General features: G+C 68.8%; 13 protein-coding genes. 7 read left to right on the top strand and 6 right to left on the bottom strand.

Going from position 1 to position 13637, the window contains the following annotated elements; all coding sequences use genetic code 11:
• Window positions 1-276: 276 nt before the first annotated feature.
• Window positions 277-3015, top strand: coding sequence for an EAL domain-containing protein (locus AB0J95_RS43610; RefSeq protein WP_364771480.1), 2739 nt, complete (start codon window positions 277-279; stop codon window positions 3013-3015).
• 39 nt (window positions 3016-3054) lie between these two features.
• Here AB0J95_RS43610 and cutA read toward each other — a convergent pair whose 3' ends face one another.
• Window positions 3055-3357 (bottom strand): divalent cation tolerance protein CutA, encoded by a 303-nt coding sequence (gene cutA, locus AB0J95_RS43605; RefSeq protein ID WP_364771478.1) that lies wholly within the window; start codon window positions 3355-3357, stop codon window positions 3055-3057.
• A 102-nt stretch (window positions 3358-3459) separates the two neighbouring features.
• On the opposite strand from cutA, the gene AB0J95_RS43600 reads away from it, so the two are divergent.
• On the top strand, window positions 3460-3597 hold the full coding sequence (locus AB0J95_RS43600; protein ID WP_364771476.1) for a hypothetical protein: 138 nt from the start codon (window positions 3460-3462) through the stop codon (window positions 3595-3597).
• A 51-nt stretch (window positions 3598-3648) separates the two neighbouring features.
• Entirely contained in the window at window positions 3649-4434 is a 786-nt protein-coding gene (locus tag AB0J95_RS43595; protein WP_364771474.1) for a hypothetical protein, read from the top strand.
• Window positions 4435-4461: 27 nt separating this feature from the next.
• Here AB0J95_RS43595 and AB0J95_RS43590 read toward each other — a convergent pair whose 3' ends face one another.
• Window positions 4462-4632: a hypothetical protein gene (locus tag AB0J95_RS43590; RefSeq protein ID WP_364771472.1), complete on the bottom strand. Its 171-nt coding sequence runs from the start codon at window positions 4630-4632 to the stop codon at window positions 4462-4464.
• 731 nt (window positions 4633-5363) lie between these two features.
• On the opposite strand from AB0J95_RS43590, the gene AB0J95_RS43585 reads away from it, so the two are divergent.
• From AB0J95_RS43585 to AB0J95_RS43575, 3 genes are all read left to right on the top strand, one after another.
• Window positions 5364-5552 carry a hypothetical protein gene (locus AB0J95_RS43585; protein WP_364771470.1) on the top strand — a complete coding sequence of 63 codons (189 nt, stop codon included), beginning with the start codon at window positions 5364-5366 and terminating at the stop codon, window positions 5550-5552.
• A 113-nt stretch (window positions 5553-5665) separates the two neighbouring features.
• Window positions 5666-6214 carry a thioredoxin family protein gene (locus AB0J95_RS43580; protein ID WP_364771468.1) on the top strand — a complete coding sequence of 183 codons (549 nt, stop codon included), beginning with the start codon at window positions 5666-5668 and terminating at the stop codon, window positions 6212-6214.
• Window positions 6211-6693: a hypothetical protein gene (locus AB0J95_RS43575; protein WP_364771466.1), complete on the top strand. Its 483-nt coding sequence runs from the start codon at window positions 6211-6213 to the stop codon at window positions 6691-6693. Before AB0J95_RS43580 ends, AB0J95_RS43575 begins: the two co-directional genes overlap by 4 nt.
• Window positions 6694-6711: 18 nt before the next feature.
• Here AB0J95_RS43575 and AB0J95_RS43570 read toward each other — a convergent pair whose 3' ends face one another.
• Window positions 6712-7491: a hypothetical protein gene (locus AB0J95_RS43570; RefSeq protein WP_364771464.1), complete on the bottom strand. Its 780-nt coding sequence runs from the start codon at window positions 7489-7491 to the stop codon at window positions 6712-6714.
• A 110-nt stretch (window positions 7492-7601) separates the two neighbouring features.
• Here AB0J95_RS43570 and AB0J95_RS43565 point away from each other — a divergent pair, with 110 nt between their 5' ends.
• The gene (locus AB0J95_RS43565; RefSeq protein WP_364771462.1) at window positions 7602-9032 is read left to right on the top strand and encodes a M1 family metallopeptidase; all 1431 of its coding nucleotides are present in this window, start codon (window positions 7602-7604) and stop codon (window positions 9030-9032) included.
• A 39-nt stretch (window positions 9033-9071) separates the two neighbouring features.
• Here AB0J95_RS43565 and AB0J95_RS43560 read toward each other — a convergent pair whose 3' ends face one another.
• The 3 genes from AB0J95_RS43560 to AB0J95_RS43550 are packed head-to-tail and all read right to left on the bottom strand — an operon-like array spanning window position 9072 to window position 13606.
• A complete protein-coding gene (locus tag AB0J95_RS43560) occupies window positions 9072-10865 on the bottom strand; it encodes an AMP-binding protein (protein ID WP_364771460.1) in 1794 nt (597 codons plus the stop codon).
• A gap of 3 nt (window positions 10866-10868) precedes the next feature.
• Window positions 10869-12380, bottom strand: coding sequence for a carotenoid oxygenase family protein (locus AB0J95_RS43555; RefSeq protein WP_364771458.1), 1512 nt, complete (start codon window positions 12378-12380; stop codon window positions 10869-10871).
• Window positions 12380-13606, bottom strand: coding sequence for an acetyl-CoA acetyltransferase (locus tag AB0J95_RS43550; RefSeq protein WP_364771456.1), 1227 nt, complete (start codon window positions 13604-13606; stop codon window positions 12380-12382). The genes AB0J95_RS43555 and AB0J95_RS43550 overlap by 1 nt, the downstream gene beginning before the upstream one ends.
• Window positions 13607-13637 lie beyond the last annotated feature (31 nt).

Here is a 13637-nt window from a genome sequence, read left to right as displayed (position 1 = left end):
ATCTCGAGGGCTGACACCACCAGTTACCCCGGAATCGCGATCGTCGATCCGCCGAAGACAGCGTTGTGAGCTGGATGAACCCGTACGCCTGCAACACCTATTGTATCCGCGCAAGGTCACCGCACCGCCCCCGTTATGTTCCGGGCCCGGGCAGCGGATATAACGTCACCGGCACACCGGTCTGCAACGGTGGGCTCTGCCCCAGCGATGTAGTAAGACTCCACAATGGTCACCCCGCGGCGGATGGGACGAGACATCGGGTCTATGGGCCAGCACGTGAACGAACTGCTAAGCGACGCCAAGGGCGACCACGAGTTGATCGTCGAGCTGGCGTTGTCGGCGGGCGCCGCTGTCGTGTGGTGGTTCGACTTCGCCACCCGGGACGTCATCTGGATGCCCGGGCTGGCCGAGATGCTCGGCATGACCGGCGAACCCGAGCAGCTGGTCACCGCCCGGCTGGCGGAGCTGGTCGCACCGCTGACCGTCGCCGCCGAGCGGGCTCCTGTGTGGCAGGGGTTCGAACTGGAGCAGCAGTGCGCGGCCCCGGACGGGAGCACCCGCTGGATCCGGTTCCGCGCCTGTGTCTCCAGCCGCCCGGACAGCCACAGCCTGGTCGGCATCGCGACCGACGTGACCGGCCGGCACACCCAGCAGCAGGAGCTGGCCGATCTGGCCGACCGGTACCGGCTGCTGGTCGAGCTGAGCCCGGAGGCGATCGTCGTGCACCAGGACGGCAGGCTGGTGTACGCGAACCCGGCGGCGGTCCGGTTCGTGCGCGCCGGCTCGGAGGCCGAGCTCATCGGGCGTTCGATCACCGAGTTCGTGCACCCCGCTTCGGTTCCGCAGATGCTGGCCCGGATCTCGCGGCTGACCGCGCCGGGCGCGACGACCGATCCGGCCGAGGCCGTTCTGCTCCGGTCCGACGGCGGCACGACCGACATCGAGTCGGTCTCGGTGCACACCACCTGGCACGGCCGGCCGGCGTTCCAGGTGATCATGCGGGACGTGACCGCCCAGAAGGCCGCGGCGGCCGCGCTGAACTACCAGGCCGCGCTGGTGGCCCATGTCAGCGACGCCCTCATCGCGACCACCGCGGACGGCGTGGTCACCAGCTGGAACCCGTCCGCGGAGGCGGTGTACGGCCACCTCGCGGCCGACGCGATCGGGCATCCCATCAGCGGTGTCGTCGGCGCGGCCCTGGATCCCGCCGCCATTCTCGAGGCCGGTGGCGTGGACCAGGCCGTGCACTACCGGTCCGACGGCAACGCGCTGGCCGTGCGCGTGTCGGTCGCGCCGATGGCCGACGGGTACGTGCTGATCTGCGCGGACGAAACCGCGCGCAGGCGCGCCGAGCAGCACTTCACCACGGTGGTCGCGGCTCTCGAGGAAGGCGTGATCGTCGTCGGCTCGACCGGCGAGGTCCAGTCGGTCAACCCCGCGGCCGAGCGCATCCTGCGCATCCGCACCGAAAACGTCGTCGGCCGGGCGCCCCGCGTGGCCGAACTGCGCGACGAGACCGGCAGGCCGATCCGGCCATCGGACTATCCGTGGCTCCGCACGCGGCAGAGCGGACGAGCACAGAACGGATGTGTCGTCTGCCTCGTCCACACCGACGGACGCACCATCTGGCTCTCGCTCAGCTGCCAAGCCCTCAGCGTGGAAGGCACCGCGCCGTGGCCCGTGGTCATCTCGTTCACCGACATCACCCAGCAGCGGATGATCGACGAGCGGCTGGCGTATGAGGCCACGCACGACGCGCTGACCGGCCTGTTCAACCGGACCGTGGCCATCGACCGGCTCGACCCGGCCACCCGCGGCCACCGTCCCGGTTCGACCGCCGTGCTGTTCATCGACCTGGACAAGTTCAAGGTCATCAACGACTCGCTCGGGCACAGCACCGGCGACCAGGTGCTGCGGGTCATCGGCGAGCGGCTGAGCCGCAGCGTGCGGCCCGGGGACGTGGTCGGCCGGCTCGGCGGTGACGAGTTCGCCGTCATCGCCTACGGGATCACCGATCCCGGCGACGCGGTGGCGATGGCGGAACACATCCGCGGCGCACTGAACGCGCCGATCGCCGTGGACAGCCGCAACCTGCACATCGACGCGAGCGTCGGCATCGTGATCGCCGAGCCGCACGACGAGCGCGACGGCGGCGAGCTGCTGCGCGACGCGGATCTCGCGATGTACCAAGCGAAAACGCAGGGGCGCGGCCGTTACGCGTTCTTCGATGTCGACCTGCGCGAGCACACCCAGCGCCGCCTGCAGCTGGAGCAGGACCTGCGCCAGGCGCCTGGGAACGCCGAGCTGTGGCTGGCCTACCAGCCCATCGTGGATCTCCGCACCGGCCGTACCACGGCCGTCGAAGGCCTGCTGCGCTGGACACATCCGCGCTATGGCGTGATCTCGCCCGGCGAGTTCATCCCCATCGCCGAGGACAGCGACCTGATCAACATCGTCGGCGCGCACATGCTGCGCACCGCCACCGCGGAGATCCGCGACCTGCGGGCCGGCCGGTTCCCCGATCTGCACCTCACGGTGAACCTGTCCGCGCGTCAGCTCGACGACCCGCACCTCGTGCCCGCCATCCGCGCGGCGATCGAGACCGCGGGGATCCCGCCCGGCGCGCTGTGCCTGGAGATCACCGAAAGCGCGCTCATGCGGGCGCCTGCCGTCGCCACCAGCACCCTCGCCGCGTTGCGCGATCTCGGCGCCGGCCTGGCCATCGACGACTTCGGCACCGGCTACTCGTCACTCGCCCAGCTGCTGACCCTGCCGCTGGACATCCTCAAGATCGACCAGTCGTTCACCGCCGGACTGGGGCGCTCCAAGGACGCGGAGGCCATCGTCACCAGCATCATCGCCATGGCCCACGCCGTCGACCTCACGGTGATCGCCGAGGGCGTCGAACAGCCGCACCAGCTCGACATCCTGCGGGACCTCGGCTGCGACCAGGCCCAGGGCTACCACCTCGGCCGCCCCACCCCCGCCGCCGACCTGGCTCACGGCAGCGGGTAGCCGGCCCGGAGGTCCCGGGCCTGTGCGTCGCCGCGACGTTCAGTCGGCCGGCTGGCCTGCCAGGTGCCGCACGTTCCCGGTCACGACAAGATCGTGCATCTCGTGTCCGTGGTGGTCCTTCATGTGTTCGACCAGGGCGTCGGCGCACTCGGTGGTGGCTTCGATCTCGACCCGCCACTGCTCACTCGAGTGCTTGCGGCCGTGCCAGCGGTGCACGCGCCGGATCGGACCCTCGATGTGCGCGCAGCAGGAGAACTCGGTGTCCGCGACCTCGGCCGCCATGGAGCAGGCAAGCTGTTTGCTGTCCGTCGTAAACGTCACGACGACGTCTTCGTAGTCCATGACTGTGATGGTAGTCACGATTCCCGCCCGCACCACCCCCGCTCACGAGCTGGCGGATCGGTCCCGCCGTGGCGGTGATCCGCTGCCCGATATCCTGCCGAAATGCTGGGGAACAACAAGACATTGGCCGAGCTGTGCGCCGACGCGGTGAAGGCCAGTGAGGAACGCGACAGTGAGGCGTTGGGGCGGCGCACAACGCGATCGCCCGGCGGGTGGGCCGCGCGGATGCCGCTGAGATGACCGCCGGGGTTGGTGTGTTGGCGCCGGTGCCGGCTGGGGGTCGGCGGGCCGTTGGCGCGGCTGGCGGGGGCGCTCGTTGAGCAGGGCGCCGATCCGGCCGCGGTGGTGGAAACGGTGGTGCTGCGGATCGCCGACGGGCTGGAGACGGCGGCCAAGCTGCCGCAGCTGTGGGAGGGCGATCCTCCCGGCCCCGAGCAGGTTGCGGAGGTGCTCGAGAAGGTCGGCCCGCAGATCGCCGAAGCCTGGTACACCGTCGACAGCTGGATTCCCGCCCTGCTCGTGCTTCTGCAGCGCGCGAACGTGCGGAAGTCGTTGCCGCACAGGCAAAGGATCACCGCTGCGGTGGCCGCAGCCCGGGAGCACATCGAGGACGTCGAGTGGGCGTACGGACTGCTGCAGGTGCTGGACGACGAGCCCCTTGTCGTGCTGCACCGCGACTCCGGCACCGGCTATGAGATCACCATCGGCGGCATCGGCGACAACTTCCAGCTCCACACCCTGCTGGCCGACACGCTCATCGGCGCTCACCTCCCCGGCACACCGCCAGAGCGGAGCTGGGTCGCGGCGGCGACCACCGGCGACCTGCAGCCCGCCAACGGGATCAAGGGCCAGTTCAACCTGGTCGACGCGTTCGGCGAGTGGATCTGGAACGAAGGCCGCCCCGCCGACATCCCCCTGCTCAACGACCGCCGCGTGGTCGTGCTCGACCCGCCGCCCTACGAACGCGGCTGGAACACCGGCCGGGTGTACCCCTTGATGCGCCCCACGATCACCCTCACCCGTGTTTTGTCCACTGAGGACGCCGCCGGGTGGCTGGAGCGGGTCAAGTCGCCCTGACACTCTCATCCGCGAGCACTGGCGGGTTCAGAACCCGCCCGCCTGCCACCGGGTGATCGCCCCGGTCGCGATGTACGCCTGGATGATCCGGTAACCGAAGAAGACCTCGTACCATTTCTTCATCGCACCCGCGATCGCGGCTTTCCCGACCTCAGGCGTGGGCGGCAACGCGGGGATCCTGCCATTTTTGACCAGCATTTCCAGCGCTTTGGGCAATACTGGGCCGGATGATGAATTTCTTGACCCAGTCGGTGTAGACGACGTCGCCGATGGTGGCGGCGACCTTCTTGCAGTCAGCCGTGCCCCCTGGCTCGGCGGGGCCCCGACGATCAGATTTTCTCAAGCGAGCCTGAAGAATTTCGCCGACCCGAGAACAACCGGACGGGCGAATTCGGCCCGGATGGCCACCCGGGTGACTGCCTGAAAGCAGGTCCGTTTCGCTCCGTTCCTGCCGGGCTGCCGTGTCTACCGTCGGGACGGAGGCTACAGAGGGGAATCACCATGCCTGACAACGAAACCGGGACCCGCCACGTCGTGACGGTGACCGTCGCCGCTGGAGGTCGCGCCGGACGGCGAAGCTCCGAAACTGGCCGCCGGGGTCGCGGCCGTACCAGTCGGCTACCAGCAGTCGTACCAGCTCTACCAACGAGTCCACGACTACGGCATCTCGCTGCCGGGGGTCGCGTCCACCATCGAACTGCCCGAGCGGTCGGTGAAGGGAACCAGGATCCTGGCGTTGCGGCTGCGCGGCGGCACCACCGCCAACCGGGCCCGGCGTACTGATCCTCGCCGGGGTGCACGCCCGTGAGCTGGCCAACCCGGACATCCTCGACAACTGGATGTTCCGCGTCGCCTACTCGATCTCGTCACAGACCCCGGTCTAAGCACTGGGCGCCAACCCCCGCGCCCGCGTCCTGGCGACCACAGCGTTGAAACGGCTGGTCGCCTTGGCCGAGGACGAGCACGATCCGTTGCTGGACAAAGACATCACTGACAAACTCGGTCAGGCGGCCGCCGGCATCGCCTCGGCGGTCCCGTCATCCCGCGACCTGATGGAGACCTTCACCAAGCTGACAACCGCGGCCACCGGCAACCGGTTGAGCTCCCTGCTCGCCTGATCTGTCCACTTAGGTGCATGCCGGTCCCCCGTATCCCGATACGGACCGGCACGCACCACCGTCTTCAAGCGGCGCTATGCTCGTCCTCCAGTGGAGTCCCTGGGGGGTAAACCATGAACGGACGACGCCTGACCGCGGCCGCGTTGTGTCTGGCGCTCACCGGAGGATGTTCGGTACCAGACACCTCCGCGCCCAGCGGAGGCATTCCGACGACAACGACGACGACGGTCACGTCGACATCGGCCAGAACATCGGTGACCGAGAAGCCTTTGCCGGACAAGTCGTATGACCCGTCGCGCGACGCCGCGGCGGATGTACGGACGGCGCTGGGCCAGGCGGCTGCCGACAAGCTGCCGGTGCTGCTCGATTTCGGGGCGGACTGGTGCCCCGACTGTGTTGTCCTGCAGAAGCTTTTCCAGGCCGACCAGGTCGCACCGGTCCTGAAGAAGTACCACGTGGTGTCGGTGGATGTGGGGCGGTTCGACCGGAACCTCGCTCTCGCGAAGAAGTACGTCAAGCTCGACAAGAGCGGTATACCCGCGGTGGTCGTGCTGAGCCCCGACGGCACCATTCGAGTGGCCACCAACGACGGCGCCTTCGCCAACGCGCGGGACATGCAGGCCACTGAGGTTCAGGCGTTCCTCACTCGTTGGGCCGCATGAAGCGGGTGCTCGTGCCCGCGCTCCTGTTGCTGCTCGCGGGGTGTGGGCAGCAGGTGCGGGATGCGGGCGGGCGGCTTGAGGAGAACGGGGTGGCCGTCACGGTGACGCTTCACCCTGGGCCGGATGGCGGCCGCGAGATCGTGGCTTCGTTCGTTCCGGTGGAGGCGGGGTTTCACCTGTACAGCAAGGATCTTCCGGCGGATGGAGTGCATGGGCTGGGGATCCCGACCGCGCTGGATGTGTCGGGGGACCTGCGGGCGGATGGGCCGCCGGTCACCGAGTCGCCGGTGCGGATGCTGCGGCTGGCCAACCTCGATGTCGAGCTGCCGGTGTATCCGGACGGTCCGGTGACTTTCACGTTGCCCGTCGAGCAGACCGGGTCGAGTCGGGCCGAGGTGGTTGTCAGCTATGCCGCGTGCAGCGAGGTGCGCTGCCTGATGCCGGTCACCGGCCGGAAGATCCCGCTGCCGTTCCGGTGAACGGGAATCAGCTGATACCTAGACGGTAGGCGCGTAGAGGACCTGCGGCTCACGTGGGTTGTAGATCTCGAACAGCACTTCGACCGTGCCGCGGCCGGGTAGGTACAGGACCGACGCGCAGCTGCGGTACGGGTTGGCCACGTATCCCAACGGCCGGCACGCTTTGTCCTGGTATTCGACGCCGATATCCCAGCCGCGATCCTCCAGGTGCCGGATCATCCGGGACACCACCGAAGCCGGATCCGCGCCGTGGTCAGCGACCACCTCGAAGCGGCGTTGACACGAACCTGGCCGGTCACATCCCGCATCTTCAGCCACAGCAACCACACCAGCGGGCAACGGCAGCAAAGAATCCCGGTCAGGGACCGGAGCGTTGCCCACAACTGGCAACATCACCACCGCAGCGCACGAAACGGTCAAAAGCGCCAACCCGAACCGCGAGCGGTGCAGCAGCGTACGTCGCTCAACCCAGAGCACAATCACGCACCCAACAGCCAGACAGGCCCGCAGCACGTCGTCCACAGTGGAAGGTGTCGCCCAACTCGCCCACAGACGCGTCACCAAAGACCAGCCAACCGTGCACACAATCAGGACAGCGCCCACCCGCGGCCCCCGGACGGACCCACCGGCGAGCAGCACCCAGCTCAACGGCACCGCCAGGACAATCGCCACCGGCAAAGCCAGTTCGGACGGCTCGAAAACCGGCCACGCCGGGATCGTCGCCAGAAACGCGCCCACCACAACCAGTGGCCGCCAGACGACAAAACCGGCACGGCGCACCACATCGCCCATCGACATCCAGTCACCCCCAGAATCTCCTACCCCATCAGGACGGACTGACCGATGGTTTCGGTTCCACTCCGATTGGTGCTGGCCGTCGGCGAGAAGTCGACCTAGGGTCTGACGGCATGGCTGCTTTCCGGAATGCGGGGCTCAGGCGGCGGGCCGGCGTCTTAGTGGCGTGCTGCGCGTTGACCGTGGGTGTGGTGGGCACGAGTGCGTATGCGGATCCGGGTCGCAACCCGGGCTTCTCCCCGGGGTCAGCGGGGGCTGGGGACCCGTACTTCCCGGATATGGGCAACGGTGGCTACCAGGTCGACCACTACGACATCCGGCTCTCGTTCGACCCCAAGACCCAGGCGATCGACGCGACCACGACGATCCTCGCCCAGGCCACGCAGGATCTTTCCCGCTTCGACCTGGACTTCCAGGGCCCGCTGACGATCAGCAGGCTCACGGTCAACGGGCAGGACGCCACGTTCACCCGCAGCGGCGCGCAGGAGCTGGTGATCACGCCGCCGCGCGGCCTGCGGAAGGGTCTGCCGTTCCTGGTCTCGGTGAGCTACGCGGGCGTCCCGCAGAAGATCGACGACCCGGCGCTGGGGCTGTCCGGCTGGGTCGCGACCAAGGACGGCGCGGTGGCGCTCAACCAGCCGATCGGCGCGGCGACGTACTACCCGGTGAACGACACTCCCACAGACAAGGCGACCTACTCGCAGACCATCACCGTGCCGAGCGGGCTCACGGTGCTGGCCAACGGCGAGCCCGGTCCCACCACCACCCGCGACGGCAAGTCGACCTTCCGCTGGTTGATGAACCGGCCGATGGCCAGCGAGCTGGCGATGATCGCGATCGGTGACCTCAACGTCACGCACGGCAAGACGAGTGACGGCCTGCCGAACATCACCGCGATCGGCAAGTCGATCGACACCAAACCCGGTCAGGGCGCGGTGTTCAACCAGACCACCGCGCAGATCGTGCAGTGGGAGTCGTCGATGTACGGGCCGTACCCGTTCGACTCGACCGGTGGCATCCTCGCCGATGTCGGCGTGCACTACGCCCTGGAGACGCAGAGCCGGCCGGTCTACGACCAGCGCACCAGCAACGTCTCCGGCGACCTGCTCGCCCACGAGCTGGGCCACCAGTGGTTCGGCGACAGCCTCACCCCGCAGCGCTGGTCGGACATCTGGCTCAACGAGGGCTTCGCCACCTACTCGGAGTGGCTGTACCAGGAGAAGTTCCAGGGCACCCCGGTGCAGAAGACCTTCGAGCAGACCTACGCCGACGAGGACAACTGGGACGGCAAGGTCGCCGACCCGGGGCGTGACCACATCTTCGACGACCTGGTCTACAACCGCGGCGCCATGACGTTGCAGGCGCTGCGCCTGAAGATCGGCGACCGCGACTTCTTCAAGATCCTCAAGCAGTGGCCGTCGACCCACCGCTACGGCAACGTCTCGACGCAGGACTTCATCAAGTTCGTCGAACGGACCACCAACCGCAACCTGGACTCGTTCTTCCAGACCTGGCTCTACCAGCCGGGCAAGCCGACGCTCTAACGGACACGCCCGGCCGTCGCTTCTGGCGGCCGGGCGTCTTCAGCGCGGCAGGACCTGAACCCCAGGACCGTTGGCGTACAACCGTTCCACGTCCACACGACGACGCCGCAACGCGATCGACTGGTTGATCGAGCCCTTGTCCGACAGTTCCCCGGCGTCGACGTTCGGCGGTTCGGTCAGCACGGCGAAACGCGCGATCCGGGTAGTGGCACTGTGCCCGGCAGGGACGCGCTCACGCAGCCAGTCGAGGATCTGCGCTTCGGTCGCGTCCTGTCCCAGTGCCACAACGCATCCGGACGGGTTCAGCCAGAGCAGGACGCCGATCTCGTCGTGTCCCTCGCCGCAGATGAGGGCATCCAGCACCACCGGGCTGGTACGGGCGAGCAGGTCGGCGCGGACCTGTCCACCTTGGACGAAGCTGCCGGTGATCAGCTTGAACTCCTCGGCCAGCCGGCCCGCGAACACCATGCCCCGCTCGGGTCTCGCCCGGTCGTGGAAGGCCAGCGCGTCCCCGCTGCGGTAGAAGCCCTCGCTGTCAAAGCATTCCGCGTTCGCCGTCGGATTGTCGAGATAGCCCGGCATGACGCAGTCGCCGCGGAACCTGGCTTCGTAGCGTTCCTCGTCCAACGGCACGAGCTTGACCTCGAGCCCGGGAACGGGCAGTCCGACGCCGACTTCCGTGGTGGGCCAGGAGATCGTCATGATCCCCGCGGTGGCCTCGGTACAGCCGTAACCGGTGGTGAACATGACCCGCTCGCCAATGGTCTGCTCGGCCAGCCGCTGGAACCGGTCGTACACCGGCTGCGGCAGACCGGCGCCGCCGTACAGGCACAGCTGCAGGTGCTCGAAGAACCGTTCCCGCAGAACAGGATCCTGCTCGATGGCGTCGCACAGCATGCCGAACGCGTACGGCACGTTGGCGAAGAACAACGGCTGGACTTCGGCGATATTGCGCAGAGTGGCGCCGAAGAGCTCGGGTGTCGGCCTGCCTTCGTCCAAGTAGAACGAACCGCCGTTCAGCATGGTGCCGATCAGCACGCTGGCGCCGGCGACATGGCTCCACGGCATCCAGTCCATTGTGCGCACTCGCCAGCCCGAGGCCTCACCGAGGACGTGGCTCGCGCCATCGAACAGGCTGCACCACATCAGGTTAGTCTGCACCACGATCTTCGGCAGACCGGTCGAACCCGAAGTCGCCATGTACCGCAACGGAGTCCGCGGATCCAGGGCCGCGATCCGGTCGGCGATGTCCGGCGGCGCCGGGTGACCGACCACATCGGACCAGTCGACCGCCCCGGGCCACGCGGCCGGATCCGTGCAGATCAACGTGATGGAGCCGGGCAGGACCGCGCGCATGGCGTCGGCGATCGGCGCGACCACCTCGGCGAACACGACCGTGGGCTTGACGATGTCGATCACGTTGCGCAGCCGCCCGTACTCCCCCGTCGGCGACTGCGCGTACTGGGCGCTCACCGGGCAGATCGGCACGCCTGCGGCCGCAGCGCCGAAGGTCAGCAACGCGTGCGGGACCGAGTTCCCGGTGACGATCAGTACCCGGTCCTCGCCCGGCCGCGAGGCGAACCACCCGGCGATCCGGCCCGCGGTCTCGTGCACTGACGCGTAGCTGTGCTGTGCCCACTCCCCCGTGTCGTCCCGGGCGGCGATCAATGTCTTGTCGCCCAACGCTTTCGCCTGGACAGCGAGCCGCCCGGCGAGCGTGTCCGGCGTACCAGAGGCCACCGGCGGCACGGACAGCACGAGCGATCCGTCCACACGGGACTCGACCCGCAAGTCGACCGGCGGGAACAACGCTGTCGCCCGGAAGGTCGCCATGGTCTACAACCCGGCCGCGGCGGCGGGATCCTCCGCCGAGTCCCACCCGGCGATCAGCGAGCCCGGCGCCCACGTGGAGTGCGTTCCGCTGCTGACCCGTTCCGGCAGCCGGATCCGGGCGACCGGCCCGGCGGCCAGGTCACTCGCCACGAACACCAGGCACTCGGACAGGTCCCGGTTCATGTCGGACGTGATGGTCACCAGGTAGCCGTCGTCCTCGGAAACCGACCCGGCCCGGGGCGCCATCGCGGCCTCGCTGCCGAACACGCCCTCGCCGAACGGGTAGCGCTCCTCGGTCCCGGTCAGCGAGTCGTGTTTGACCAGGCCGTCGAACAGGAACCAGCCCGCCGGGGAGGTCGCCGCGTAGCTGTAGCGGTGCGGCAGGCCGGCGTGCCGCTGGTTGATCATGCCGAACTCGCTGGTGACGCCGCTGAGCCGCTCCTCCTTGCACAGCCCGGTGGTCAGGTTCAGCCGCCAGCGGTGCAACCGAGGGCCGAGCTGGTCGTTGTCCAGGAACCGGAACATCCGCTGGTAGAGCGTGCCGCCGCCGGACGGCGGCTCGGGGTTGGTCTGGAAGAAGCCCTCCAGGACGATCTCGTCGCCCTGCTCGTAGGCGTTGGTCCAGTGCAGCACGTAGGTCGGGTCGGCCTCGAACCACCGGATGTCCGCGGTGGTGCCGTGCCGGGGGATGACCGCGAGCCGGCTCGGCATGTCCGGGTGGAACCGGGCCGCGTACTTGCCCTGTGCCAGCGCCTCGGGCGCCCAGAACAGCGGGAGGTCGTTGAGGATCGCGTAGTTCTCGGTGAACGCCATGTCGTGCGGCAGGCGCGGCCCTGGCAGTGGCACGTCGATGTAGGTGACGAGGTTGTCCTGGGCGTCGACCACGCCGTAGTGCATGTACGGCGCTTCGGTGCTGTAGTTGAAGAACATCAGCTCGCCGGTGCGCTCGTCGAACTTCGGGTGCGCGGAAACCCCTACGTCACTGGGGAACCGGCCGTGCCAGGTGGCCTTGCCGAGGGTCTCCAGGGTGGTCGGGCTGAGCCGGTACAGGTCGCCGCACTGGTAGAAGCTGGTCAGCGCGACCCCGTTGTGCAGCACGATGTCCGTGCTGGAGGCGTCCTTCATCCGGCCGCGCGCGCCCCAGCCGGTCTGGGTGGGCGAGTTGCGCGGGTCCTCGGCCAGGCCGGACCACAGCGCGTGCCCGGCCTCCTGTTCCGCGACGAACCCGTCGGTCCGGACGAATCTGTTGCGGTAGAACGCTTTCCCGCCCCGGAAGCCGACCGCGTGGACCATCCCGTCGCCGTCGAACGGGTGGTAGACCTCGACCGCCGGGTGCACCGGGTTCTCGGTGTTGCGCAGGTACACGCCGTCCAGGTCGGCCGGGATCTCGCCACTGACCTCCAGCTCCGAGGCCGCCCGCTCGACCTGCTGCGGGCGCCACGGCCCGGTGCGGTACGGGTGGTCGTCGTCCGGCGGCAGGGTCGTCAGCGCCCGGCCGAGCACCTCGATGTCCATCAAGCCCCCTTGACCACGAAGCTGGCGCACGTGGTCGTGCTGCCGCCGATGTTCAGCGTGGCCGCGGTGCGCGCCCCGGCCACCTGGTAGTTCCCGGCCGTGCCGGTGACCTGCTTGTACGCGTCGAGCACCATCCGCACGCCGGTCGCGCCGACCGGGTGGCCGCCGCCGATCAGCCCGCCGCCGGGGTTCACCGGGATCCGGCCGCCGATCTCCAGCTCCCCGTTCTCCACCGCCTTCCAGCTCTCGCCGGGGCCGGTGATGCCGAAGTGGTCGATGGCGGCGTACTCGCTCATCGAGAAGCAGTCATGCGTCTCGATCAGGTCGAGCTGGTCCACGTCCGCGACCCCGGCCCGGACGAACGCGTCCAGGACGGTCTGCCGGACGTGCGGCAGGACGTAGGGCTCGCCCGCCGAGCGGTCGAGTTTCTGCTGCATGGACAGGCCGACCGTGCGGTGTCCCCAGCCGGCCAGCACCGCCCTCGGGCGTGCGGCGATGTCCGGGTGCGCGGCCAGGTAGCGGTCGCTGACCAGCATGACCCCGGCCGCCCCGTCGGTCATCGCGCTGCAGTCCGTCCGCCGGATGCGGCCTTCCACCGGCGGGTTGGCGGTGTCGTCGTCGGTGAAGCTCTCCGGGGTGAACTTCCAGCCGCGGGTCTGGGCGTTCGGGTTGCTCCTGGCGTTGCGCACGTTCAGCTCGGCGATCGCGCGCACGTACCGGTCGTCCAGGCCGTAGCGGCGGTCGTACTCGTCGGCGAGCAGGTCGAACATGTGCGGCCACATGAACGTCGCCGTCTGGCCCTCCTGGCCGATCCAGGCGGCGGCGCCGAGGTACTTGGCGCCCAGCTCGCCGTCCACCGTCTTCTCGATCTCGGCGCCGAGCACCAGGGCGACGTCGTAGCGGCCGGACTCCAGGTCGGCCATCGCGCCGAGGATCGCCATCGACCCGGACGCGCACGCGGCCTCGTGCCGGACCGCCGGGACGCCCCAGAGGGCCGGTTCGACCGTGGCGGGCATCGCCCCGAGCTGGCCCTGCCCGGTGAACAGCTGGCCGAAGGCGTTGCCGACGTGGATGACACCGATGTGGGCCGCGGGGATCCGCGCGTGCTCCAGGGTGTGCTGGACGGTCTCGGTGAACACGTCGGCGATGGTCAGGCCCTCACGCACGGTGTTGCGTGCGAAGTCGGTCTGGTACCCGCCGGCGACGGAGCTGGACGTAGTCGTCACGACAAGCCTCCCGGGCCGGGATGTTGACCAC

This window comes from Actinocrispum sp. NPDC049592 (assembly GCF_040675465.1).
In the GTDB taxonomy this organism is placed as follows: domain Bacteria; phylum Actinomycetota; class Actinomycetes; order Mycobacteriales; family Pseudonocardiaceae; genus Kibdelosporangium.
The sequence above is the reverse complement of the archived record's forward strand: the minus strand, read 5'-3'. Positions and strand labels throughout refer to the sequence as shown.